Raw genomic sequence first — 25,733 nt, forward strand, 5'->3', positions numbered from 1 at the left:
AAAATACGGATTTTTATAGTAGTTAAGAGCAGCCGCCAGACTTTTATCACTATAAAATATCTAAAAAGTATATAATTTGAGATTATCTAAGGAAGGTCAAAATATGGTCAAATCAAAAGTTAAAAGTATTCCGAAAGAACTTAAGCTTTTCAGGGAGGGTGAGAACTATTTTGCCTATGAATATTTTGGTGCCCATAAAACTACAAAGAGAAGAAAAGAAGGTGTAATTTTCAGAGTATGGGCTCCAAATGCTAAAAACGTATCTGTAGTCGGTGATTTTAACGGCTGGGAAGTAAATGCCTCTTCGGCAACACCTGTAGCCGAAGGCGTTTGGGAAGTCTTTATTCCTGATGTTCCTGAATATAGTGCGTATAAATATGCAATTACTCATCACGATGATTCAATTCATTTTAAGGCTGATCCTTATGCCTTTCACAGCGAAACTGACGGAAGTACAGCTTCAAAGGTATATTTCTTAGACGGCTGCTTTAAATGGTCTGACGATGCCTGGCTTAAGAAAAGAGCTGATATCTTCAAGCCTGCTCCGATGAATATCTATGAAGTTCATGTAGGCTCCTGGAAGATACATGCGGACGGTAACCCTTTAAGTTATCGTGACTTGGCTGATGAGCTTATCCCTTATGTAAAAGACATGGGCTATACCCATCTTGAGCTTATGCCGATAACCGAATATCCGCTTCCTGCCTCCTGGGGCTATCAGGTAACGGGATATTTTTCCGTGACCTCCAGATACGGTACTCCCGCAGACTTTATGTATTTTGTAAACAAGGCACATAAAGCCGGACTCGGTGTACTCATAGACTGGGTACCCGCACATTTCCCAAAAGACGACTTTGCTCTTGCAAGATTTGACGGCACACCTTTATATGAAGATCCAAATCCGTTAAGGGGAGAACATAAATCCTGGGGAACTCTTATATTTGATTTCGGAAAAGCAGAAATTCAGTCTTTTCTTGTTTCAAGCGCAATGATGTTTGCCAAAGAATATCACATAGACGGTATTCGTGTAGATGCAGTTGCCGCAATGCTTTACCTTGATTATGACAGACCTGACGGACAGTGGTGTCCTAACGAACATGGCGGGCATGAAAATCTTCAGGCAATAGCATTTTTACAAAAATTAAATCATGCTATCGCTACTAAGGCAGAAGGTACAATTATGATAGCCGAGGAATCTACGGCCTGGCCGTTGGTTACCCGTCCAAGCGGTGACGGCGGATTAGGTTTCCATTATAAATGGAATATGGGATGGATGAACGATAGTCTGTCTTATATTAAAACCGATCCTTATTTCAGAAAATATGAACATCAAAAGCTGACCTTTCCGATGATGTATGCATATTCCGAAAATTACATACTTCCTGTCTCCCATGATGAGGTAGTATACGGAAAGGGCTCACTCCTTAATAAGATGCCGGGTGATTATGAGCAGAAATTTGCCGGATTTAGAGGTTTCCTGATGTATATGCTCAGCCATCCGGGTAAAAAACTTCTGTTTATGGGAAGTGAACTTGGGCAGTTTGATGAATGGAATTTCAATAAGGAGCTTGATTGGAATCTGCTCGATTATGAGACCCACCGCAGACTCCACGACTTTGTAAAAGATGCAAACCACTTCTACTTAGATCATAAGGCTCTTTGGGAAATAGAAGATGACTGGTCGGGCTTCTCCTGGCTGAATGCTGATGATGCGGATCACAACATAATATCTTACAAGAGAGTAGCAAAATCCGGAAGGGAAATCATATTTGTTATCAATTTCTCACCTGTATTAAGAGAAAACTATTATCTGGGTGTAGACAAGAAGAAAGCATATAAAGAAATTTTTAATACAGATGATGTCAAATACGGTGGCAGCGGCTTACTGAACGAAGGAAAACTGACTACCAAAAAAGGCGAAGTAAACGGAAGAAAACAATATCTCTCCCTTACCATACCACCATTCGCCGCAGTTGTTCTTGCATAAATTTGCAAATAGGATAACAGTAGCAAATTAACCGGTTAAATATTTTATATTATATAGGAGGTTTTTATGTTAAGAAAGAAAGAGTGTCTTGCTATGCTGCTTGCAGGCGGTCAGGGAAGCAGACTTTATACTCTTACCAAAAAGGTCGCTAAGCCGGCAGTTTATTTTGGAAGTAAGTATAGGATTATAGATTTCCCGCTGTCTAATTGTATTAATTCAGATATTGATACAGTTGGTGTACTTACCCAGTATCAGCCTTTAGAGTTAAACGACTATATAGGCAACGGTTCACCTTGGGATCTTGACCGTAACTACGGCGGTGTACATATACTCCCACCTTACCAGAAAAGCAGGGGAGCAGACTGGTACAAGGGAACGGCAAATGCAATTTATCAGAACCTCAATTTTATAGAAAGATATGATCCGGAATACGTAATCATTCTTTCAGGTGACCATATATACAAGATGGATTATAATAAGATGCTTAATTTCCACAAGGAAAAGGGTGCAGATGTAACTATAGCCGTGCTTGAAGTTACTCTTGAGGAGGCTAAGCGCTTCGGTATCCTTTCTACAGACGAAAATGACCGTATAACAGAGTTTGCCGAGAAACCTGCTAAACCAAAGAGCACAAAGGCTTCTATGGGTATTTATATATTTAATAAAGATATACTTGTAAACTACCTGAAAGCTGACGAGGAAAATCCTAAGTCCTCAAACGACTTTGGTAAGAATATAATTCCTGCAATGATAGAGGATGGCCGCGGACTTTATGCTTATCCTTTCAAGGGTTACTGGAAGGATGTAGGAACTATCCGCTCTCTTTGGGAGGCAAATATGGACTTGCTCGGTGAAGCTCCGGAGCTTGATCTCTCCGATCCGGACTGGAAGATTTCTTTCCGTCACGCTCCTATCAATCCTCAGTATATAGGTAATGATGCCAATATTTCGGATTCTATTATAGCAGAAGGTTGTGACGTAGAGGGTACTGTTATTAACTCCGTACTTTTCTCCGGAATCAGAGTCGGCAAAGGCACTGTAATTAAAAACAGCGTAATTATGCCAAATGTAGTCATTGGCGAAAATGCCGAAATCAATTACAGTATAATGGATGTAAACTGTCATGTAGGAAATGAGGCAGTTATCGGTGAAGAAGATGCTGAAAAAGATATTACTGTAATCGGTGCGGAGATAACTATACCTGACGGTAAAAAGGTTGAAGCAGGTTCCATGGTTGAAGAAGATCTGAAGTAACTATAAAATTTAATTACAATTTGTAATAGAATATATAAGAAATGAGGTTAATATGGCAACAGCGGGATTAGTTTTTTCAAATATTCATGATAGAAATGTTTCACAGCTAACCAGTGGCCGTACAATGGCTTCCGTTCCGTTTGGCGGAAGGTACAGGCTGGTAGACTTTGTGCTTTCAAATATGGTAAATGCCGGCATAACCAAAGTCGGCCTTATCACCAAATCTAACTACCAGAGCCTTATGAAGCATGTGGGCTCAGGTAAGGATTGGGATCTTGCCAGAAAAAATGAAGGTGTTATCATCCTCTCTCCTTTTGGTGAGGCAGGAAGCGGTCCGCTTTACACAAACCGTCTTGAAGCCCTTCAGAACTCAGTTACCTTTATAAAACATTGTGATGAAGAATACTTTATTATGTCTGACTGTGATATAGTATGCAATCTTCCTTTTGACGAGATTATTGATTTCCACAAGACTTCCGGTGCAGATATAACAGGTGTATATCAGGAAAATAAATCTACCCGTACTATAGAGCGTACCAGCAGTATATTCGAAATAGATGCAGATGGAAGAATTACCGACCTAAAGGTTCAGAAAACCATAAGCGGAAAGAAAAATTTTTCCATAAATGTATGGGTATTCAACAGCCAGTTACTTAAAGATTTGGTTCGTGATTCTCTTATCTACGGAACTGTAAGTCTTTCAAGGGATATTATCGCACCACGTCTTGAAAAATTCAAAGTTATGGGCTATGAGTTTACCGGACATCTCTCCTGTATAGACTCTTTAGCAGGATATTTTGAAGCCAATATGGCTTTACTTGAGAGAGATGCACGCCGTCAGCTCTTCCATAGCGCAAGCTACCCTGTATATACCAAAGTTAAAGACTCTGCCCCTACCAAATACGGCACTCATGCAAGAGTTAAAAACTCTATTATAGCAGATGGATGCCGTATAGACGGAATAGTTGAGAACTCCATACTTTTCAGAGATGTAACCGTTGCACAGGGCGCAGTTATACGCAACAGTGTAGTTATGCAGGACTGCGTGCTTGAGAGAAATTCATCCATTGACTACCTTGTAATGGATAAGCGCTCAGTGGTGCGCGGCGGCAGATATCTAAGCGGCTGTGAAGGACATCCGTTCTTCATTGAGAAAGGTTCCGTTCTTTAAACATAAATATCATTAGCGTCAGGAGGTTATCCACCTACTGACGCCGTGATTATATAATCTGTTCTTTCAAAAGGGAGGTTAAAATGGCTAAGAAGAAGCTTAAGGATGCAGTAAAAGACAGTAAGGTTAAAGCAGATGCAAAAAAAGAAGAAAATAAAATAGTTGAAGAAGCAGAAAAAGTTAAAGTAGTTAAGAACGAAATTAAAGTAGATCTTGTAACAAAACCTATGGTGCTTCCAAAGAAAATTGAAGTTAAAGAGCCTGAAGCTGTAAAGGCTGTAGTTACACCGGTAAAAGAGGAAGAACCAAAGGAAAAAGCGACAGAAAATAAAGAAGAAACTGTAAAGGAAAAAACGGTAGCTGCAAAAAAAGAAGTGACAGACGAAAAACCTAAAAGAGGTCGCAAAAAAGCTGAAACAAAAACTTCTGAAAAGGCGGAAGCTAAAAAGCCTGCAAAAGAAAAGGAAGTTAAAACTGAAAAGAAAGAGGCCAAAGCAGAGAAAAAGGTAAATAAGAGTGCGAAAACCGAGAAAGCTGAAAAGCCTACTAAGACTGCTAAGACGGTGGCTAAGAAGACTGAAAAGCCTGCTAAAAAAGAAACTGTTAAGAAGGACACTACCAAGACCGGACGTTCTAAAAAAGAAGTTAAAGAAACCGAAAACAGTATTGAACAGGTGGCTGCTATGATAAATAAAGAGATAACAAAGGAAGCTGATAAATCAGATAAACCTGCTCCTGAAAAGAAGAAAATTCTTTTTGTAGGCTCTGAGGTACTCCCATTTGCCGCTACAGGCGGGCTCGGTGAAGTGCTCGGAAGTCTTCCGAAGGCACTTGCTGCCAGAGGAGACTATGATGTAAGAGTTATGATGCCTTATTACAGCGATATGGGTGAACAGTACAAGAATTCCGCTAAATATCTCTGCAATTACAATGTAGGACTTTCCTGGAGAAATCTTTACTGCGGACTTTTTGAATTAAAGCAGGACAATGTAACTTATTATTTCGTAGATAATGAATATTACTTCCATCGTGACGGACTTTATGGCTTCTATGATGACGGTGAACGTTATGCATTCTTTAGTAAGGCAGTCATGGACAGCTTCTACTTTATAGACTTTATGCCCGATATTATTCACGCAAATGACTGGCAGACCGCACTTATACCTATTTATAATAACTGTAAATACCACTATGATATAAAGCTTATCTTTACCATACATAACATTGAATATCAGGGACAGTATGATCTTAAGATTATGCCTACTGTATTTGATCTTCCTCCTGAAGCAGGTGCTTATGTAGAGTATGAAGGCTGTGTAAACCTTGTAAAGGGTGCTATTGAGACCAGTGACTGTGTAACCACTGTCAGCGAGTCTTATGCAAAAGAACTTGAAGATGCTGCCTTTGCACATGGTCTTCAGGATATGATAAGGAAAAACAGCTGGAAGACCAGAGGTATCTTAAACGGAATAGATACTGAAGGTTATAACCCTGCTACAGATATAGCTATATCTCACAAATTTACTTCTGATGACTTCTCAGGTAAGCTTCAGGATAAGCTTGAACTTCAAAGACTTGCAGGTCTCAGAGAAGATGCCCGTATCCCTGTGATAGCTATTATTTCCAGGCTTGTGGCACATAAGGGACTCGACCTTATCACTCAGGCTATGGAAAGCATAGTAAGAAATTGTGAGGTACAGCTTGTCGTACTTGGTAAGGGTGACAGAAAATATGAAGACTATTTTGTTTGGTTACAGAATCAGTACCAGGGAAAAGTTTCTGCTATGATTACTTATAATAAGGATCTTTCCAGAAAAGTATATGCCGGAGCGGATATGTTCCTTATGCCAAGTAAGTCCGAGCCTTGCGGACTTTCACAGATGATAGCCTGCCGCTACGGAACAGTACCTATCGTAAGGGAAACCGGCGGACTCAGAGATTCCATCACAGACTGCAGCTTCGGTGAGGGTAACGGATTTACCTTTGCAGGCTACAATCCGGATGAAATGTCTGATGCAATTTACCGTGCGATTGACCTTTATTATAATAATCCTGACGACTGGGATAAGCTTCGAAAATATATTTCAACCATAGACTTCAGCTGGGCTAATTCAGCCAACAAGTACGATGAGATGTACAGCTGGTTATTAGGAAGATAAATCTTTATTCTTTGAATATATTGATTAGGGTGTCAAAAAATATTTGGCACCCATTATTTATGATATTTTTATAAAAACTTGCTTTTATTACGATTCTGTGTGATAATTATACAGTTATTGGTTTAACAAGTTTAAATATTTAGGGATCTGCCCTGGGAAATGAGGTTACTGTGTCAAATAAATTGTTTAAGAAAAAACAGAAAGATGCAAAAGAAGTTTCTCCTTCTATTGCCAAAACTACTATAAATTCTAATATAAGCAGCAGTCAGGTCGAGGCTTCAATAATAGATAAGCTTTCAAGACATTTTGGTGCTTCTTTTGAAGAAGCTACCAAAGAACAGATTTATAAAGCTACCGCAATTACGGTTAAAGATATCTTACTTGCTAAAAAACGCGAATTTAAGCAGGCTACCAATAAGTCGGGCGGTAAAAGAGTTTATTATCTCTGTATGGAGTTCCTTGTCGGCCGTTCTCTCAAGAACAATCTTTATAACCTGGGGCTAACCGATGTTTACAGCGAGATATTAAAAAAACATGGCTATGACTTAAATGAACTTTATGAAATGGAGCCTGATGCAGGTCTTGGCAACGGTGGTCTCGGAAGGCTGGCTGCCTGCTTTATGGACTCTCTTGCCTCTCTCAATTATCCTGCTACCGGCTTCTCCATACTCTATGAATATGGGCTTTTCCGCCAAAAAATAGTTGAAGGCTGGCAGATGGAACTTCCTGATGTATGGCTTCCGGGCGGAGAAGTTTGGCTCTCACCACGTACCGACAAGACCTTCTTGGTTAAATTTGGCGGCAATGTCAAGGAAAACTGGACAGATGACGGGCTTACTGTAGAGCAGGTAGACTGTGAAGAAGTAGAAGCGGTTCCTTATGACATGATGGTATCCGGCGCTGACAGCAAGGGTGTAAGTGTGCTCAGAGTATGGCGCAGCCGTGATATAGACACCTTTGATATGAATTCCTTCTCAAGCGGTGATTATGCAAGAGCAACCCTTGCCAATAATAAGGCTGAGCTTATCTCTAAGGTGCTTTACCCCAGAGACAGCCATTACGAAGGTAAGGAACTGAGGCTCAAGCAGCAGTATTTCCTTGTATCTGCCTCTGCACAGAACATAGTTGCAGATCATATGAAATACTACCCTTCCCTTGATAATTTTGCAGATAAAGTTGCTATACATATCAATGACACACATCCGGCTATGATAGTACCTGAGCTTATGCGTATTTTTATGGATGATTATCAGTATTCCTGGGATGATGCTTTTAATATAATACGTAAAACTCTTGCCTACACAAATCATACCGTGCTTGCGGAGGCTCTTGAGAAATGGCCTGAGGATATGATGAGGAGGCTCCTTCCAAGAATTTATCAGATTATCCATGAATTAAACGAAAGACATTGCAGACATATATATGATAAGTTTTTAGGTGACTGGAACAAATCTTCCCATATGGCTTTAATTTCCGGCGGTGTAATACATATGGCAAACCTGTCTATTATGGGCTCGCACAATGTAAATGGTGTATCGGAATTACATTCTGACATACTTAAAAAATCTGTATTTAAAGATTTTTATGATGATACTCCTGAGAAATTTACCAATGTCACCAATGGTATAGCCCACAGAAGATGGCTCTGCCAGGCAAATCCGAGACTTGCCAAACTTTTGGATGACACCATAGGCAATTCCTATAAGAAAAACGGACCTGACCTTATAAAACTGCTTGCTTTCCAAAATGATAACAGCGTTTTGGACAAATTGGCAGAAATTAAAAATGCAAATAAAAAAGATTTTGTTGACCTCCTTTTACATGACACGGGAATTAAGCTTAACCCTGATTCCATCTTTGATGTGCATGTAAAACGTCTCCATGAATATAAACGCCAACTCCTCAATGCATTGCAGATAATAGCACTTTATCTTGACCTTAAGGAAAACCCTAACTTAGATATAGTGCCACAGACCTATCTCTTTGCTGCAAAGGCTGCTCCCGGCTATGACAGGGCGAAGTCTATTATCCGCCTCATAGTCAACCTTGGAGAAGAAATAGCTAAAGATCCTGTAATCAGTCAGAAATTACAGGTGGTTTTCCTTGAGAATTACAGGGTTACTATGGCAGAGCATATTATGCCTGCAAGCGACATATCCGAACAGATTTCTCTTGCCGGTAAGGAAGCTTCCGGTACAGGCAATATGAAACTTATGATAAACGGAGCAATCACTATAGGAACCCTTGACGGTGCAAATGTGGAAATATCTGAGGCTGTCGGAAAAGAGAATATCTACATCTTCGGTATGACAGATAAAGATGTAGAGGATAGATGGCGTGAAGGTTATAATCCTTACAAATACTATGAGGATAATCATCGCCTGAAGAGGGCTGTGGATTATCTAAAGCATGGGATCAATGGCAATGACTTCTCTGATATCCACCACTATCTGCTGGTAGGCGACCATGGAATAGCCGATCCGTATATGTGTCTGGCTGATTTCGGCGACTACTGCAGAGCCAGATATGATATGATTAATGACTATAAGATTCAGAGAGACTGGAATAAAAAGTCCCTTGTGAATATAGCTTCTGCCGGAAGATTCGCTGCTGATACAGCTATAAGAAAGTACGCAGAAGAAATATGGGGCATCAATCCGATTGAGTAAGGTGAGTTATGTTTAGACTTTGGGCAAAAATGATAGTTTCGGGGAAGATGGTTAAGAATATGACAATCGGAAACTCCGATTCTTCCCTGAACCGTACTAAAAAGATTTTTAGTGCAATAGATGAGGTATGCTATGCTTATGACTTAAGCAAGCCTATTTGGCTGGATAAGAACATAAATGAATTCAAGAAAAACAGCAAAACCCGATTTACAAAAGACAATTTTGTGGATGATATCGACTTTGATTCCTTGGATATTGAAGTTATCGAAGAAGATTAAAAACAGCGTAGGTATTAAATAATGTGGGGCTACACACTAAGATGAGATACACAAAATACAATGGTAATTTGATATCAAATTCACTGTATTTTGTTGTACTTTTACTTATTGTGCCGGCCCCATTTATATAGGATTGCTGCGGCTCCACTTATCGCAATCCTTGTATCATTATATTTTTCAGTCTTATAATTCTTTAATTAACTCAGTCATAAGCTTCACAGTATGCTCTATTGCCTTCATTTCAAATTCGCTATAATCCACCTTGGCACTGCCGTCAGCCTTGTCTGAGATTGCCCTGACTATAATAAAAGGGACGTGGTTTAGGTAAGCTGCATGAGCTATGCCACAGCCTTCCATTTCAGTACAGTATCCATTAAATTTTTCTACCAGCCATTCTTTCTTATCCTTTTTATTTATAAACTGGTCACCGCTAACCACCCTGCCTATAAAGCATTTGATATCAGGATTTACTCTTTCACAGATTTCTTTAGCTTTTGTGGCTAATTCACCGTCTGCAACAAAGGTTGAGGTTTTCATTCTCGGTATAACACCTTCTTCATAGCCAAAACCCGTCACATCAAAATCGTGGTAAAGTGCATCATTTGAAATAACAATATCTCCTACATTTAATTCACTGTATAGACCTCCCGCAACTCCCGTATTTATAACTCTGTCCACCTTATAATCATCAATCAGAATCTGGGTGCAGACTGCGGCATTTACCTTGCCTATTCCGCTTCTGACCACCACTACATCTTTACCACAGAGTTTCCCATTTAGGAAGTCCATACTTGCTTTAGAAGCTTTCTCTGCTTTTGTCATTTCAGCTTTCAACTTAGCTACTTCCTCTTCCATAGCCCCGATTATACCTATAACCATTATCTCTCCTTATTTCTGCTTAAATGCCTTATTGAACCATCCGGCTCTTCCTTTAGATTCTTTATAGCTTTCTGACGAAGCATTATTCAAGAAGGATATTATATCCTCCGTTAGTTCTATTTTATAGAGTTTTGTACTTCCTCCCTCTTCAATAATACTGAGATAGTTTTCATCAGCGGTAGTAAAACAGGTGAGACGGGAAACTCCGGGATAAAAACGATCCATACTGTCTACAAACTCAACCATATAGCCATAACTGTCTCTCATAGCTGTATCATTATAATCTGACTGTTCTACCTCTATGCCTCTTATATCTTCCTTCTGAAAAAGATTTATCAGTTTTTCGGTCTCTTCCTGTTCCAAAGAATAACTGAGAGAGGCACCTTTCTTGTCAGCACTTAAAGCAGAAACCTTCACTTTAGAAATTTCACTTGCAAATAAAATATTGTCTAACTTAACTGCTCCGTCAAGTTCTTTACTTTCAACAGTAAATTCATTTGAAAGCTTTATGCTTTCACTTTTATTCGAATCCTTACTCCCACAGGCAGCAAAAATACCCATGGATAGAATAAGACAAAGTGTGATTATTTTACTTTTCATACACCATCCTTTTCTGTTTCAACCCATCAGCTTCATAGCCACTTTATTTTTTCCGGTTTTCTTTGCTTCGTAAAGCATTTCATCCGCCAAACTCATAATTTCAGACTTGGTGATAATATTATCCGGTTTTGCAATAGCAATACCTATACTTATACTAAGTATCCCTAATTCCGTCTTTTCGTTTTTTATTCCCATTTCAAGAATTTCTTTTCTTATCTTTTCTCCTAATTCAAAATTTTCTTCAGAAGTAAGACCTATGCAGGCACTTATAAATTCTTCTCCTCCAAAACGGGCTGCTATACCTCCACAGGCAATAATATTATTATTAATAACTCCCGCAACCTTCTTAAGTGCCTCATCACCCTCAAAATGTCCGTAAGTATCGTTATATTTCTTAAAATCATCTATATCGAACATAAATACACTGACAGTCTTTGATGATTTGTTCGCTTCTTTACGAAGCTCATGAAATTTTTCGGTAAATTCCCTTCTGTTACTTATCTGAGTAAGCGCATCAAGACCGGCTATCTTACTGAGCATATTGTTTGCTTCCTTCAGTTTTTCCTGTATTTCCTTATTCCTGTCTATCTCATCCTGCAACTTCTGAGAGTGAACAGCATTATTTAAAGCTATTACAAGATAAGGACGCAGTTCCCTCAAGAAATCTAAGGTTTCCTGACTGTAAGCTTTTTCATATCTGCTTTGAACTGAGTAAGCTCCTATAACCTTATCTCCGATACTAAGAGGAATGAAGAGGGCAGATTTCATATCTTCTTCGTCATCTGCGTGATAACCATCATCTATAGATTCAAATAAAGGTTTAAAGTCACTGTCTTCAGTACTGATTATCCGGTTATAAATACAACATCTTACAAGCGCACTTTCTTTTCTTGTCAGACTGATAGTAAATCCTGAGCCAATTACTCCCATATTATAGCTAAGAAGTGAACGTAACTGATTCTTTTCATGCTCTGCAGCCAAAAATATGAACACATCTGTCGGAATCTTCTCCCTGATATTGTTATAAATAATGTTTACAACTTCATTTAAATCTGTTGAGGAAGTGAGCTTAATTCCTATCTCATGTATCATCTTTATTCTGTTATAGGCTTTCTGAAGCTCATCCTTATTCCTTATGGCTTCTTCTGCAACCAGCTTAAATTCCTCATTCTTATCTCCTTCAATATCTACTCTGTCACTGGCCTTAAGCAGATTTTCAATTATCTGAACCGAGTCTGCCTGCGCATTACGGCTCATCCTCATATTATTTTCAAGATATTCCCTGTATTTATTTTCTACTTCTTCTATCTTTTCAGTATTTCCCTTAGAAACATAATATTTTTTAAGACCGGTATATATTACAGCCTCATCCATTGAATTCTCGTCTTTTTCAATGTTCTCAGCTTCAAGCAGTTCTTCTTCAAAAAACTCTAAATTCAGTTTATACCTGTCACATTCATCTATAAATGAGTATAAAACAACAGCCTTGTTAATAAGATTTATTTTTGCATACTCCATTGAATTAAGGTATTCCTCTTTAGCCTTATCAAAATTATTCTTCCAAAAATGATAATGCATCATGCCTAAATAATAGGTATAGGAAACATTCGGATCAATACCTTTTACATCCATACTTTTAAGCTCAGTATATGTATTTTCTATATCCTCAGAATTTGGATTATCCATTCTGGTTGTAGCTGTTAAAATATCAGATAATATATGAATCTTTTTCTCTTTAAACTTAAGATAATCCTTGTCTGAATATTCTATGTATTTAAAAGCAGATCTAAGATACTCCACTGCCTTGTCATATACCTCCAGGTTTAAGAAAATCAGACCGATATTCGCATAAGATACAGGTAATGTATTTTTTAACCCATGCTCTTTTTCATTATTAATGGCACTATAATAATACTCTAAAGCCTTTACATATAATCCTAATAAAAAATACGCATTGGCCATCATATTATAATCAAAGGACAAGATTTCCCATTCCTGAAGAATTCCGGCAATTTCAATAAGCTGACCGCATCTTCTGACCACTTCGGATGATTTGCCTGCACGGGAAAGCAGATACACTTTTGCGGTTTCAACGCTTGCCCTAAATACATGATCTTCCTTATATCTGTCTGCGGCTGTAAGCTCCTCAAGGAGTTCAGGCGCCTCATCCATATTAAACCCAATATCAGTTATAAGTCGTCGGTGAACATCCTCTGCCTTTAATGAAATATAAGTTTCTTTATCCATAATTTCCCTTACCCACCTGTTGCAATAAAGATTATATTCAGTATCTGATTTACTCTTCTCCAAATATATAATTTATCCCAAATTATTCACGAAACAACTTGTGAAACATTCTAAAACAGTAATTTTTTATTTCGAATTACCCGCAAAATGCTTATTAATATCGTTACCGGTTAAACTTCGGGCAGTAACCCTATGAATTACTGCCCTTTTAAACTAATTAAATTTCAGATATATCTTTTATAAGTTCCTGTGCCTTTGTATCCTGAAGCTTTCTTATCATCTTATAGAAGGTATCAAGAGGTACTCCATGCATCTGCTGTTTCTGTCCGCGGACAGTAATTGATACAGTTCTTTCTTCTTTCTCTTTGTCGCCGACTACTATGATATAAGGATCCTTCATAAGCTTGAAGCCCTTAATTTTCTCGTTCATATTCTTATCATCATAGTTTGCTTCTACTCTTATGCCCATCTCATAGAGCGCATCTTCTATCTCTTTAGCATATTCATTATGCTCGGTTCTGATAGGCACGATAGCAACCTGATAAGGAGATATCCAGAATGGGAATTCTCCCTTGTAGTTCTCTATAAGAATGCCTATAAATCTTTCAAATGAGCCAAAGATTGCTCTATGTATAACTACAGGTTCCTTTATAGTACCGTCGCTGTCCTGATAGGTAAGTTCAAAGTTATGCGGAAGTTGGAAGTCAAGCTGGATAGTGCCGCACTGCCATTCTCTTCCAAGAGCATCCTTCATCTGAAGGTCAATCTTAGGACCGTAGAAAGCTCCGTCACCTTCATTTACTTCGTAGCCGCCCTCACCGTATTTCTTATCAAGTATCTTCTTAAGAGCCGCTTCTGCACGATCCCATACCTCAATATCTCCCATAAAGTCTTCAGGACGTGTGGAAAGTTCTGCTCTGTAAGTAATACCGAAGGTACTGTAAATCTGGTCCGCAACCTCCATTACATCCGCAATTTCTTCTTCTATCTGAGATTCCATTACGAAGGTATGGTCATCATCCTGTCTGAATTCCTGAACTCTGAAAAGTCCGTTAAGCTGACCTGATTTTTCTTTTCTATGTATAACATCTATTTCATTATATCTGATTGGAAGCTCCTTATAGGAATGAACCGTTCTCTTATAAGTAAGCATAGCATTAGGACAGTTCATAGGCTTGGCTGCAAAGGTAGAATCCGAATCCAGCTCTATGTTCTGTAAAGTTCTCTGTGTAAGGTCATCATCAAAGCCCGGTATGATAAACATATTGTTTACATAGTGAGCCCAGTGTCCGCTTATAAGCCAGAGCTTACGGTTGTTGATAATAGGGGCTGATATTTCCTGATAGCCATGTTTAACATGTATTTTTCTCCAGAAGTTAATAAGCTCCTGATAAAGTCTCCAGCCTCTTGGAAGCCAGTAAGGCATACCCGGTGCAGTCTCATTGAACATGAAAAGGTCAAGCTTTGGTCCAAGCTTCTTATGATCTCTTTCAAGGGCTTCTCTTATGAGATTAAGATGTGCCTTCAGCTCATCCTTGGTTGGGAAGGCATATACGTAAATCCTCTGAAGTCTGTCTCTCTTTTCATCTCCTCTCCAGTAAGCACCTGAAGCTGACTTAACCTGAAAAGCTACATTAAGGAGCTCGGCAGAGTTTTCAATATGAGGTCCGCGACAAAGATCACAGAAATCATCTCCTGTGTTGTAAGTAGAGATTATGGCATCTTCCGGAAGATCATTGATAATCTCAACCTTGAACTTCTGGTCCTTGAATTTTTCCAAAGCCTCTTCCTTTGTAAGCTCTTTTCTTGTCCAATTCTCTTTACGCTTTAAGATTTCGCGCATTTTATCTTCAATGACTTTGTAATCATCCTCAGTAACTGCTCTTGGAAGCACAAAATCATAGTAAAAACCATCATCTATCTGTGGACCGATAGCTATCTGAACACTTTCACCAAATATCTCAAACACTGCTTTTGCAAGTACATGTGCAAGAGAATGACGATAAACCTGTAAAAATTCTTCTCTTTCCATTTCAACTCTCCTTGTAATATCGTTGTAAGCAAAATTAAACCAACACGTTTATACTTTGTCCCACAAAAAAACTCATTTTGAACTTAAACCACAATTATTTGGACTAAATTTTTATTTGTGACTTGTGCCCTTTTAATTTAGATATTATACACCTTTTTTCTAAATAATACAAATCTCAAAAACGGTTAAACAGGTGCTTATAACCTATTAAAACCATAGTCTTAGCTCTATAACAATCTGCTCTTAATTCTTCCTTGCAGCTCTCTTTCTTGCAAGAGGATCAAGGATTTTCTTTCTTATTCTTAAGTTCTTAGGTGTAATCTCAAGAAGCTCATCGGTTTCTATAAAATCAATAGCCTGCTCAAGACTGAGTATTCTCGGAGGAGATAATTTAAGGGCATCATCTGAGCCTGAGGAACGGGTATTGGAAAGATGTTTGGTCTTACATACATTTACCTCTACATCCTCTGCCTTTCCGTTCTGACCGATTATCATACCGCTGTAAACCTTCTCACCCGGAGAGATAAAAAGAGTTCCTCTTTCCTGCGCATTGAAAAGTCCGTACGTCACGCTCACGCCTGTTTCATAGGCTATGAGTGAGCCCTGTCCGCGATAGCTTATCTCTCCCTTAAAAGGCACATAGCCCTCAAATATAGTATTTATAACACCGTTTCCCTTGGTATCGGTAAGAAATTCTCCTCTGTAGCCTATAAGTCCACGGGAAGGGATTATAAACTCTAATCTCGTAGTTCCGCTTGCATTGGTAGTCATATTTCTAAGCTCACCCTTACGTTCTGAAAGCTTAGAGATAACCGCTCCCGAAAATTCATCCGGAACGTCTATAATAGCCTGCTCTACCGGTTCAAGGGTTCCTCCCTTTTCATCCTCTTTATAAAGTACCTCAGGCTTACTTACCGCAAATTCAAAGCCTTCACGGCGCATATTTTCAATAAGTACGGAAAGATGAAGCTCTCCCCTTCCCGATACCTTGAAAGCCTCTGTAGTACTTGTATCTTCTACCCTAAGGCTTACATCAGTATTAAGCTCTCTGTAGAGCCTATCTCTTAAATGTCTTGAAGTAACGAATTTACCCTCTGTACCTGCAAAAGGACTGTCATTTACTATAAAGTTCATAGCAAGGGTAGGCTCTGATATTTTCTGAAAAGGAATAGCTACAGGATTATTTACATCACAAAGTGTATCTCCTATATGTATTTCGCTGATTCCTGAGATAGCAACGATAGCACCTACAGTCGCACTTTCAACCTCTACCTTATTTAAGCCTTCAAATTCATAAAGTTTGGTTACCTTAACTCTCTGTTTCTTACTCTCATCATGGTGGTTTACAAGCATAACCTCACCATTTACCCTGATAGTACCGTTACTTACCTTACCTATACCTATACGACCTACATATTCGTTGTAGTCGATTGTACTGATAAGCGTCTGAAGCGGAGCCTCGCTATCTCCCTCAGGTGCAGGAATATGAGAAAGAATAGTATCAAAAAGAGGCTTCATGTCAGTTCCCTTCACATCCGCATCAAGTGAAGCATAACCTGATTTTGCGGAAGCAAATATAAACGGACAGTCAAGCTGTTCTTCATTGGCATCAAGTTCAAGGAGAAGCTCAAGTACCTCATCCACTACCTCGTGAGGACGTGCCTCAGGTCTGTCTACCTTATTTACACAGCAGATAACCGGAAGTTCCATTGCAAGAGCCTTGGTAAGCACAAATCTGGTCTGTGGCATAGCACCTTCAAAGGCATCTACCACAAGGATAACTCCGTCTACCATCTTAAGTACACGCTCAACCTCACCGCCGAAATCAGCATGTCCCGGTGTATCTATAATATTTATCTTTACATCGCCGTATGTAACTGCGGTATTCTTTGCAAGTATTGTAATTCCTCTCTCACGCTCTATATCGTTAGAGTCCATTACACGTTCTGCCACTTCCTGATTCGCTCTGAATACACCGCTCTGTTTTAGAAGTTCGTCTACAAGTGTAGTCTTACCATGGTCTACATGGGCTATAATTGCAATATTTCTTATATCATTTCTTTTAGCTAAAGCCATTATTTTTTACCTCATTCCAAATGCTTTATAGTAGATTAACTTTATAATTTTATCATATATAGGGAAAATTTCAAGAAAAAATTTTCCTATAAAAGTGGGTGCCCCCACACAATTATTTAAAAGTAAAGAGGCCGGCTTGGGGGAGCCGACCTCTTCGGAGAAGGTATTTTTGTTACTTATGGGGTGTAGCAAAAACTATATAATGTATTGGGGTTTACGAGTATCATTATAGCAGAGAAATCGAAATAAGTCTGCACAAAGATTAATTTTTTCTAAAGTTTTTTCTATTAATTATTACCCAAGTTTTATAATTACGTCAAAAAATCCCCTATCATTTTAAACTATAAAGTATTATTTTTGCTAACAACGATTAATATGTGCCATTTCTAAGTATCATTCATTAAACAATGCTTCAAACTCTTCTCTTGTAATTCTTTCTTTTTCCATAAGCAGCTTTGCACTTGCATGAAGTACATCCATATGCTCGGAAATAATACGCTTTGCTTCCAGATAGCATTCATCTATTATCTTCTTAACTTCTTCGTCTATTCTTCCTGCGGTTGCTTCACTGTAAGTTCTGGTATGAGCAAGATCTCTGCCTATGAAGACTTCATCATCATCATTATCATAGTTAATCAGACCTATTTCATTGGTAAATCCAAAACGTGTAACCATAGATCTCGCAACCTTGGTCGCTTGTTTAATATCACCCGAAGCTCCCGTTGTTATATCATCCAAAATAAGTTCCTCCGCAACACGGCCTCCGAGAGTAACTATAATTTCCTGTTTCATCTTGCCCTTGGTATTAAACATCTCATCTTTTTCCGGAAGCGGCATAGTATAACCTGCTGCCCCGTTTCCTGTAGGAATAACTGACACAGTATATACAGGTCCTACATCAGGAAGCACATGGAAAAGAATAGCATGACCCGATTCGTGGTAAGCCGTAATCCTCTTTTCCTTCTCGGAAATAATATGACTCTTTTTCTCAGTTCCTATACCTACTTTAATAAATGACTTCTTAATATCCTCGGCAACTATGAACTGTCTGTTCTCTGCCGCTGCCTTTATAGCCGCCTCATTTAAGAGGTTCTCAAGATCGGCACCGGTAAAGCCGGCTGTAGTGCGGGCAACCTGCTCAAGGTCAACATCATCACCGAGAGGCTTGCCTGCAGAATGTACCTTCAAGATTTCCTCTCTTCCCCTTACATCAGGATAGCCAACCTGAACCTTACGGTCAAATCTACCCGGACGGAGGATGGCAGGATCAAGGATATCCACCCTGTTAGTAGCTGCCATTACTATAATTCCCTCATTTACACCGAAGCCGTCCATTTCCACAAGCATCTGGTTGAGAGTCTGTTCTCTTTCATCATGTCCGCCTCCGAGGCCCGTACCTCTTCTTCTCGCTACGGCATCTATCTCGTCTATAAACACTATACAAGGTGCATTTTTCTTTGCATCACTAAATAAATCACGAACTCTTGAAGCACCTACACCTACAAACATTTCCACAAAGTCGGAACCTGATATTGAGAAAAATGGTACTCCCGCCTCTCCCGCAACAGCCTTTGCAAGCAGGGTTTTACCTGTTCCCGGAGGGCCTGTAAGTATAACTCCCTTAGGAATTCTTGCTCCTATCCCATTGTACTTAGCAGGGTTCTTAAGGAAATCCACTATTTCTTCCAATTCTTCTTTTTCTTCCTTAAGTCCCGCAACGTCCTTAAAGGTTACCTTTTTATCATTTTCAGATGACATTCTGGCTCTGCTCTTTCCAAAATTCATCATCTTGGAATTGCCGGCACCTCCGCCCGTAACTCCCGGACCTGCTGTCATTATCATCATCATGACAAAGAACATAACCAGCATAAGCAGGTAAGGCATCATTGTAACCACCCAGCTCTGCTTGGTTACATCATGTACATAATATTTCGTAAAACTCTTTTCCCTAAGCAGGGAAACCACCTCATTTACATCCGAGGTATAAAAGCTTTCAGTCTTTTTATTTTCATTAACTCCGAGTGTAACTTCTATCTCGCCGGTTGGCGCTGTCTGATTCTGATATATGTCTACTGCTGATATTGTTTTATTATTTAAATCTGAACTAAAACTTTCAAAATTATAATTATTGCGGTTCATCTTGTAAAGGTTATCTGACAAAAACATTACCAGTACAATTATTGCCAGTATAATAATGTAGGTTCCTATTCCTCTTGTCTGCTTTCTCACTTTATTCTCCTGTTCACTTTAATTTCGTTTTTCTTAATCAAGATGTACCACACCTATATATGGAAGATTTCTATATCTCTGCATATAATCAAGTCCATAACCTACCACAAATTCATCCGGAATTACAAAGCCCACATAGTCAACATTTATTCCTTCCACTACCCTGCGCTCAGGCTTGTCAAGAAGGGTACAAAGCTTAAGCGAGTTTGGCTTCTTGGTCCAAAGCATGTCTTTAAGGAAGCTGAGTGTATTGCCGGAGTCTATAATGTCCTCTATCAAAAGCACATCTTTACCTTCAATACCTTCATCCAAGTCCTTAACTATCCTTACTCTTCCGCTGCTCTCGGTTCCGTTGCCATAACTTGAAACAGACATAAAGTCCATGGTAAGAGGTACTGTTATATACTTTGCAAGTTCGGTAGTGAAGAACACACTTCCTTTAAGAATACAGATTAAATGCACCTCTCTGCTCGCATAATCTCTGTTAATCTCCTCAGCCAGTTCCTTGATACGGCTTGCAACCTGCTCCTCATCAAGTAATTTAGTAATCTTTGCTTCCATCTTTTCCTCCATCATTTCCATTTTAGTTCCATTTTTAACAGTTTTTTTGTTGCCCTTGTAATCCTTGCCCCTTCACCGGTTCTGTAACCAACCACCCACAGAATCTCATTGCCACAGGCTATTACAGGAATATTATCTCTTTTTTCCGAAGGAATCTTGCTGTCTGTAAAATATTTTTTCAGTTTTTTTCTATCGCCTTTATCAGAAATAATAATATAATCTCCGTCTTTTCTATAACGTAAAAGGACATTCTCTGATATTTTATCATAATCGAACCATCTGATACAACTGTTTTGCAGAAGATTTTTTATACTTCCGTCATCCATAGTCAGTTGTATATTATCTCCTTCTGTTAGAACCTCCGAAATTCCGTCTATTTCTAAGATTGTGAGCTCCGGTTCAGGCATGATTAACCTGTCATTATCTGCATTTTCCTTATTATTTGCAGATATCAGCCTGACTCCTTCATAATCCCTATAAGCCCTGATTTCATAGGGAAGATTAATCTCCCTTCCTACCTGTTTGGAAAAAAGTTCATTCAGATAAGATATATGAATACTTCCTATATCGCGGGCCTTTCCTGCAACCTCTGTTAAAGCCCTGTGAAGTACTTCCTCTATAAGTACCGCATCAATTTCCGTTATAGCATTTTTAATAAGAAGGGTTTCCTTCGCATCCACATATTTTTTATAAGCTTTTTCACTTTCCCTCAGAAGATATCCTTCTATTTTACCGAGTTTATCCGCCGCTTCATTTATATGTCTTACCGCCTGCTCATTTACCTGAGAAAGTTCAGGCAGTACCTTGTTCCTTATTCTGTTTCTTGCGTAAATAAGTGAGTTATTGGTACTGTCTGTAATAAATGCCTCTCCGTAGTATTCCGCTATTTTTTCAATCTCATCCCTGCTTGTTTTTATAAGCGGTCTGATTATCCTGCTATTACTTATTTTTATACCTGTAAGTCCTGTTATTCCGCTTCCCCTCGAAAGATTAAGTAAAAATGTTTCGGCAGTATCATTCATATTATGGGCAACAGCTATTTTATCTGCATTTTTTTCTTGCCTTATTTCTTCAAAAACCTCGTATCTAAGTATACGCCCGGCTTCTTCTTCTGATATTTTATGTTTTTTTGAATACTCCGGTATGCTCAAATGCCTTATCTCAAGACAGATGTTATACTTCTCACAGAGTTTCTTTACAAACTCTTCATCTCTTGCAGCTTCTTCTCCTCTAATTCCATGGTTTATATGAACTGCAACTATATTTTCCGGATTTAAAATGTCCTTAAGCACAAGTAAAAGGCAGACTGAATCAGCTCCGCCCGAAACACCTGCAACTATCTTTTCATTTTCATGTAACAGCTTGTTTTCTTTAATCAGTTTCTTAATCCTATCTATACTGTCCATTCTAACCTCATATCGACAATCAAAGGTCTGACTCCCCATAGGTTGTCAGACCTTTTTATTTTTCCGGTTCAAATACTATTTCATTTTCATAAGTCAACCCAAATTTTTCTCTGGCAGTATCCTCAATGAATTTTTTAGTTTTCATCTCATGTTTTAAATGTTCAAGCTCTTCAGCCCTGTTCTTTTCTTCCTTCAAATAGCTCTTTGCCGACTCATTTTTCATCTTTGCCTGTACCAGTCTGTCATCCAACATAAATTTATTTATACTTATAACAGCAAGACATAGGGCTGCAAATATAACATACAGTATTTTAGAAATTTTACTGATACTCCTTCTTTTTCTACCTGCCATAGACCGTCTCTCCAAATAATATAGTAATGTACTAATTATTTTAGCTTAATTAAATACATTTTACAAGCCACTACATATTGTCCCTGTCTGCTTTCCAAACACAATTATTCTTATATTACCAAACATCTGCAAAATATAATAATTGGGGGAGTTTCGGCTTAATTGCGGTATTTTACAGATGTTTCGTGAATAATTGGGATAATTTATGTTTATATTTTTCACAAGTTGTGATAGAATAGGTTCCTAAACTTAGCAAATACAGAAATGAGGTAGAGAATGGAAAGAAGAAAATTTAAACTGTTTATTTTAATTTTAGCCCTCCTAAGTATATTAATCACCTCGCCTAATGTCGGTGACGTATATGCCGATAACTTAAATCTTCCTGCTACGGTGCACAGCAGGGGTGATGTTGCATATTCAGGACTTATAACTACAAGAAAACAGCTTGTTAACGCTTTTATTAAGCATGTCAAAAATCTGGATACAAACTTTACACTCAAAATAAGTTACAGGGCTATTTCTAATAACCAAACAGCTCTCAGAGGTTTATGGCATGATTTTAATAAACATCCGGACTTTAATGAGATAATGGAGCATGCTAAGATCAGAAATTCGGTTACTTATAATTATAGCAGCTATTTTCTCCTGAAAATGGATATGAAGTACAATATATCCAAGAAACAGGCGAAGAAGCTCTTAAAAAAAGTCACTCCAATAATAAAGAGTAAGAAGCAGCTTATTAAGGTAATGAGGAAGCATGTAGAAAGGCTGGATAAAAACTTTTATATTAACATAGACAGAAAAGTTTTAAATATCAATAACAAAAAGCAATATGATGCGTTTTGGAATGAGTTATACGATATACCTGAGTTTAATGATGTAAGCCGGTATTTTAAGAATTTTAAGTCATATCAGCATGATTATAAAAATTATTATAAATGGATAATAAAAACCAAGTACAGCATTAGCAAAAAAGAACTGAATTACACAAAGAATTTTGTAAAAAACTGGGTAAAAGAAAACATAAACGGCGGAATGAGCGAAGAAGCAAAAGTAAGAGCCATAAATGATTTTATGGTGGATAACTACCGCTATACCTACGGAGATAAGGGACAGTCTCCTAAAACTAGTAAAAAACGCTTCGAAGAAAAGCTTGGAAAGTATTCTGTTCACAGCTGCTTTTCTTTACTTTACGGAGGTGGCGGCGTATGTGATGCCAAGTCAAAGCTTTTTTACAGACTTGCAAAAGAAGCCGGACTTAAGGTAATTTTCATAACCGGGTACGTAAACGGAAATACCTTACATGCCTGGAATATGGTAAAGGTTGACGGAAACTGGTACCACCTTGACAATACCTGGAATCGTGCAACCCGCGTAGGTATGACTGAAGACGAATACTTCAATTCAAGAGATTATTATTTAAAAAGTGATGCTACTATGAGAAAAGAATATCATACCTGGAAGACAGGAAAGTATCCTAAAGCCAACTCTGATTATCCTCTTACAGAGGGCTAAGCTTTCTTACAAGTTATTTACAAGACAGGTAAAAAATGAGTGAATTACGAATATTTTTATAAGGATTGCAAAAAATAAATCTATAAAATGGTGCTGTCACAATTTTCTTTAATGCGACAGCACCTAATTTTATTTAACCCTAATTATCAACTGATTTTTATCCTACTGTACTATACAGAATAAGAGGTCTTTGACCTATGACGTGAAAAATTTGGGCTTAATACACCTTTATGAACCGGACTTTTCTTTTTCTGTAACTTCCATAACCAAATCTTTCATCTCTTTCTGTGTGACAGCCTTATCCAAAGAAATTGAATATGAATATTTTCCATCCGTCCAAAAAGCAAGCTTTAATGACTCCGCCTCCCCTTTTACCGTAACCTTGATCTTATTTATCTCTGTTTCTCCCACATAATCATAAATATTATAATCACCCGAATTATCTTCAGTACCTACAGACTTCCTGTAAGTAAGGCTGTTCTCTTCTCCGGAATAATTTATTTCTGCAAAGTCCTTATCTATGGCAATATAGTTTGTTTCTTTAGCCTTAAACGGCAGGTTGTTTATCTCAAACACATTAAATCCAACTGCTTTAGACAGTTCTTCTGCTGAAGAATATTCTTCACCAAATCCCCCCTGTTCCATAATTGGAGGCTGCTTGCCGGTTATCGGAGGATTTTGTCCTACAGGAGAATTACTGCCTTCCCAAGGCCTTATTATTAACATTAACATGGCTACAGCTGCCACTCCGCCAAAAACCGGATACCATAATTTTCTGCGAGAGCTTTTTCTGCCTGAAAAATGATTTCCCACGTTTTTTAAAATACGACTCTGCATTTCATCCGTAACTTCAATTTTATCCATAATTTCATTATATTTAGCCAAAGTCGTACACCTCCTTTAGTATAACTTTAAGCTTCTCCCTGGCACGCTTTAAGTCAGACCTTACTGTTGCTTCTTTTCTGCCTAAGATGTCTGCAATTTCCGCCGTCTGATAGCCTTCTTCATAAAAAAGATGGATTACATCCCTTTGGGTGTCAGGAAGGCTTTTTACTGCTTCCCATACAAATGAAAGGTCAGTCTTCTCCTCTGCCACAAGTTCTTCGTTAAGCTCATCAGTTTCATGTCTTTTATTGGCAGAAATATGATTTTTGGCTATATTTGAAGCAGTACGCAGGAAGTAAGCCTTGATGTATTCTTCGTTATCTGTCTCCAGCCTTACCTCCAGAATCTTAATAAGTGTTTCCTGCAATATATCCTCTGCCTCATCCATATTGTGTACATAAGCATAAGCCATCCTAAGCACCTGATTGCCGTACTTTTTCATAAATTGCTCGGCTCGTTCATTTAATAATGCCCTTTCATTCTCTTCCTTCTTAAACGGCAGAATGACAGCCCTTTTTAGAGCTGCCATCTTAAACCGATAAATCAATTCTTCCGCAAGTGATAAGCCAAAACTTTCTGAAGTTAATTCCATAAATTTCCCTTTTCCAAAGATATTTTCGCTATTATGTCAAGTGCGAGTCTTTACCTGCAAATGCTTTACTTAAGCCTGTTCAGGCTATGATAAAGGCTACTTATGAATTCGAGTTTAACACTTTATAACATTAATTTCAAGAAATAATAGAAGTTTTTATGGATTATATTTACTTAACCTGACCAATAATGTTCTTAATCTGCTTAAGGCTCATCCCCTTTTTGTTCTCGTTATAAATACCTACTGAATAAGAATATTTACCTTTTGTCCAAGTTGCAAGTGAATAAGTCTTATCGTTACCCTGTAATTTTACCTTGTAACTCTTCACTGTAATTTTCTTGGTGTTCTTGTACTTATTATAATCTCCGCTTACATCCTTTTGGGTTTCAGCCTTTCTGATAGTGATTGAGTTATTGTCATCTTTTCTGTAGTTCACCTGGATGAACTTATCTTTTTTAACTATCTCATAGTTTATTTCATCATATCCCTTTATCTTCTTAGGAGTCGTCATCTTAACACCGGTCTTTTTCTCTGCCTCTTTAAGACTTTTAACTTCTGTAAAAGGACTAGGCATGCCTACTTTTTCATCCTGTCCTTCAATAGGATATGGGCTCCAGGTTGATTCATCCTCGCCTAATCTTACATCAGCATTAGCTGTAAATTCAATTGGATATGGACTCCAGGTTGACTTGTCTTCTCCCACAATCACATCTGCCCTTGCTATACTGCTCATAAGGCTTCCTGCTGCTACGATACCTGCCATCACTGTTAACATCTTCTTCATTTTAATTTCCTCCGTTTGGTTTAATATTTTTTAGGCTCATTTGCCCTTTCACTATAT

Annotated in this window: 19 protein-coding genes; 7 read left to right on the top strand and 12 right to left on the bottom strand. The window is 38.3% G+C overall.

The genetic code is table 11. From position 1 onward, the window contains the following. Positions 1-103 precede the first annotated feature (103 nt). The 6 genes from glgB (at position 104) to GCWU000282_RS05840 (ending at position 9,518) form a co-directional block, all read left to right on the top strand. Entirely contained in the window at positions 104-1,987 is a 1,884-nt protein-coding gene (gene glgB, locus GCWU000282_RS05815; RefSeq protein WP_023354106.1) for a 1,4-alpha-glucan branching protein GlgB, read from the top strand. A 66-nt stretch (positions 1,988-2,053) separates the two neighbouring features. Beyond that, positions 2,054-3,241 carry a glucose-1-phosphate adenylyltransferase gene (locus GCWU000282_RS05820; protein WP_023354107.1) on the top strand — a complete coding sequence of 396 codons (1,188 nt, stop codon included), beginning with the start codon at positions 2,054-2,056 and terminating at the stop codon, positions 3,239-3,241. A 52-nt stretch (positions 3,242-3,293) separates the two neighbouring features. After that, a complete protein-coding gene (gene glgD / locus GCWU000282_RS05825; protein ID WP_023354108.1) occupies positions 3,294-4,412 on the top strand; it encodes a glucose-1-phosphate adenylyltransferase subunit GlgD in 1,119 nt (372 codons plus the stop codon). Positions 4,413-4,495: 83 nt separating this feature from the next. Next, positions 4,496-6,571, top strand: coding sequence for a glycogen synthase (locus GCWU000282_RS05830; RefSeq protein WP_023354109.1), 2,076 nt, complete (start codon positions 4,496-4,498; stop codon positions 6,569-6,571). A 170-nt stretch (positions 6,572-6,741) separates the two neighbouring features. Next, a complete protein-coding gene (locus tag GCWU000282_RS05835) occupies positions 6,742-9,240 on the top strand; it encodes a glycogen/starch/alpha-glucan phosphorylase (RefSeq protein ID WP_023354110.1) in 2,499 nt (832 codons plus the stop codon). A gap of 8 nt (positions 9,241-9,248) precedes the next feature. Next, positions 9,249-9,518, top strand: coding sequence for a hypothetical protein (locus GCWU000282_RS05840; protein ID WP_023354111.1), 270 nt, complete (start codon positions 9,249-9,251; stop codon positions 9,516-9,518). A gap of 183 nt (positions 9,519-9,701) precedes the next feature. On the opposite strand, the gene GCWU000282_RS05845 is transcribed toward GCWU000282_RS05840, so the two are convergent. The 9 genes from GCWU000282_RS05845 to GCWU000282_RS05885 all read right to left on the bottom strand — a co-directional run bounded on the left by GCWU000282_RS05845 (position 9,702) and on the right by GCWU000282_RS05885 (position 21,900). Beyond that, positions 9,702-10,397, bottom strand: a complete 696-nt coding sequence (locus GCWU000282_RS05845; RefSeq protein WP_023354112.1) for a 5'-methylthioadenosine/adenosylhomocysteine nucleosidase — start codon at positions 10,395-10,397, stop codon at positions 9,702-9,704. Between the two features lie 9 nt (positions 10,398-10,406). Continuing rightward, positions 10,407-10,997, bottom strand: coding sequence for a hypothetical protein (locus GCWU000282_RS05850; protein WP_023354113.1), 591 nt, complete (start codon positions 10,995-10,997; stop codon positions 10,407-10,409). 18 nt (positions 10,998-11,015) lie between these two features. Next, positions 11,016-13,244 carry a diguanylate cyclase gene (locus GCWU000282_RS05855; protein ID WP_023354114.1) on the bottom strand — a complete coding sequence of 743 codons (2,229 nt, stop codon included), beginning with the start codon at positions 13,242-13,244 and terminating at the stop codon, positions 11,016-11,018. Positions 13,245-13,461: 217 nt separating this feature from the next. Further along, a complete protein-coding gene (thrS, locus tag GCWU000282_RS05860) occupies positions 13,462-15,276 on the bottom strand; it encodes a threonine--tRNA ligase (protein WP_023354115.1) in 1,815 nt (604 codons plus the stop codon). Positions 15,277-15,519: 243 nt separating this feature from the next. Further along, the gene (typA, locus tag GCWU000282_RS05865; RefSeq protein WP_023354116.1) at positions 15,520-17,352 is read right to left on the bottom strand and encodes a translational GTPase TypA; all 1,833 of its coding nucleotides are present in this window, start codon (positions 17,350-17,352) and stop codon (positions 15,520-15,522) included. A gap of 393 nt (positions 17,353-17,745) precedes the next feature. After that, positions 17,746-19,581: an ATP-dependent zinc metalloprotease FtsH gene (ftsH, locus tag GCWU000282_RS05870; protein WP_023354117.1), complete on the bottom strand. Its 1,836-nt coding sequence runs from the start codon at positions 19,579-19,581 to the stop codon at positions 17,746-17,748. A gap of 33 nt (positions 19,582-19,614) precedes the next feature. Further along, a complete protein-coding gene (hpt, locus tag GCWU000282_RS05875; RefSeq protein ID WP_035039834.1) occupies positions 19,615-20,142 on the bottom strand; it encodes a hypoxanthine phosphoribosyltransferase in 528 nt (175 codons plus the stop codon). 11 nt (positions 20,143-20,153) lie between these two features. Next, a complete protein-coding gene (gene tilS / locus GCWU000282_RS05880) occupies positions 20,154-21,548 on the bottom strand; it encodes a tRNA lysidine(34) synthetase TilS (protein ID WP_035039637.1) in 1,395 nt (464 codons plus the stop codon). Positions 21,549-21,603: 55 nt separating this feature from the next. Then, positions 21,604-21,900, bottom strand: coding sequence for a hypothetical protein (locus tag GCWU000282_RS05885; protein WP_023354120.1), 297 nt, complete (start codon positions 21,898-21,900; stop codon positions 21,604-21,606). Between the two features lie 276 nt (positions 21,901-22,176). On the opposite strand from GCWU000282_RS05885, the gene GCWU000282_RS05890 reads away from it, so the two are divergent. Further along, on the top strand, positions 22,177-23,415 hold the full coding sequence (locus tag GCWU000282_RS05890) for a transglutaminase domain-containing protein (protein ID WP_023354122.1): 1,239 nt from the start codon (positions 22,177-22,179) through the stop codon (positions 23,413-23,415). Positions 23,416-23,643: 228 nt separating this feature from the next. Here GCWU000282_RS05890 and GCWU000282_RS15850 read toward each other — a convergent pair whose 3' ends face one another. The 3 genes from GCWU000282_RS15850 to GCWU000282_RS05905 all read right to left on the bottom strand — a co-directional run bounded on the left by GCWU000282_RS15850 (position 23,644) and on the right by GCWU000282_RS05905 (position 25,676). Beyond that, the gene (locus tag GCWU000282_RS15850) at positions 23,644-24,300 is read right to left on the bottom strand and encodes a hypothetical protein (protein ID WP_023354123.1); all 657 of its coding nucleotides are present in this window, start codon (positions 24,298-24,300) and stop codon (positions 23,644-23,646) included. Continuing rightward, positions 24,293-24,892, bottom strand: coding sequence for an RNA polymerase sigma factor (locus tag GCWU000282_RS05900; RefSeq protein ID WP_023354124.1), 600 nt, complete (start codon positions 24,890-24,892; stop codon positions 24,293-24,295). Before GCWU000282_RS05900 ends, GCWU000282_RS15850 begins: the two co-directional genes overlap by 8 nt. Positions 24,893-25,061: 169 nt before the next feature. Next, positions 25,062-25,676 (bottom strand): hypothetical protein, encoded by a 615-nt coding sequence (locus GCWU000282_RS05905; RefSeq protein ID WP_023354125.1) that lies wholly within the window; start codon positions 25,674-25,676, stop codon positions 25,062-25,064. Between the last annotated feature and the right edge of the window lie 57 nt (positions 25,677-25,733).

The sequence above is a fragment of the Catonella morbi ATCC 51271 genome, assembly GCF_000160035.2.
GTDB classification, from domain to species: Bacteria; Bacillota; Clostridia; order Lachnospirales; family Lachnospiraceae; genus Catonella; species Catonella morbi.

Coding starts and splice junctions, on each gene's coding strand:
- glgB (WP_023354106.1), top strand. CDS start 104: ATGGTCAAATCAAAAGTTAAAAGTATTCCGAAAGAACTTAAGCTTTTC.
- GCWU000282_RS05820 (WP_023354107.1), top strand. CDS start 2,054: ATGTTAAGAAAGAAAGAGTGTCTTGCTATGCTGCTTGCAGGCGGTCAG.
- glgD (WP_023354108.1), top strand. CDS start 3,294: ATGGCAACAGCGGGATTAGTTTTTTCAAATATTCATGATAGAAATGTT.
- GCWU000282_RS05830 (WP_023354109.1), top strand. CDS start 4,496: ATGGCTAAGAAGAAGCTTAAGGATGCAGTAAAAGACAGTAAGGTTAAA.
- GCWU000282_RS05840 (WP_023354111.1), top strand. CDS start 9,249: ATGTTTAGACTTTGGGCAAAAATGATAGTTTCGGGGAAGATGGTTAAG.
- GCWU000282_RS05845 (WP_023354112.1), bottom strand. CDS start 10,397: ATGGTTATAGGTATAATCGGGGCTATGGAAGAGGAAGTAGCTAAGTTG.
- GCWU000282_RS05850 (WP_023354113.1), bottom strand. CDS start 10,997: ATGAAAAGTAAAATAATCACACTTTGTCTTATTCTATCCATGGGTATT.
- GCWU000282_RS05855 (WP_023354114.1), bottom strand. CDS start 13,244: ATGGATAAAGAAACTTATATTTCATTAAAGGCAGAGGATGTTCACCGA.
- thrS (WP_023354115.1), bottom strand. CDS start 15,276: ATGGAAAGAGAAGAATTTTTACAGGTTTATCGTCATTCTCTTGCACAT.
- typA (WP_023354116.1), bottom strand. CDS start 17,352: ATGGCTTTAGCTAAAAGAAATGATATAAGAAATATTGCAATTATAGCC.
- hpt (WP_035039834.1), bottom strand. CDS start 20,142: ATGGAAGCAAAGATTACTAAATTACTTGATGAGGAGCAGGTTGCAAGC.
- tilS (WP_035039637.1), bottom strand. CDS start 21,548: ATGGACAGTATAGATAGGATTAAGAAACTGATTAAAGAAAACAAGCTG.
- GCWU000282_RS05885 (WP_023354120.1), bottom strand. CDS start 21,900: ATGGCAGGTAGAAAAAGAAGGAGTATCAGTAAAATTTCTAAAATACTG.
- GCWU000282_RS05890 (WP_023354122.1), top strand. CDS start 22,177: ATGGAAAGAAGAAAATTTAAACTGTTTATTTTAATTTTAGCCCTCCTA.
- GCWU000282_RS05900 (WP_023354124.1), bottom strand. CDS start 24,892: ATGGAATTAACTTCAGAAAGTTTTGGCTTATCACTTGCGGAAGAATTG.
- GCWU000282_RS05905 (WP_023354125.1), bottom strand. CDS start 25,676: ATGAAGAAGATGTTAACAGTGATGGCAGGTATCGTAGCAGCAGGAAGC.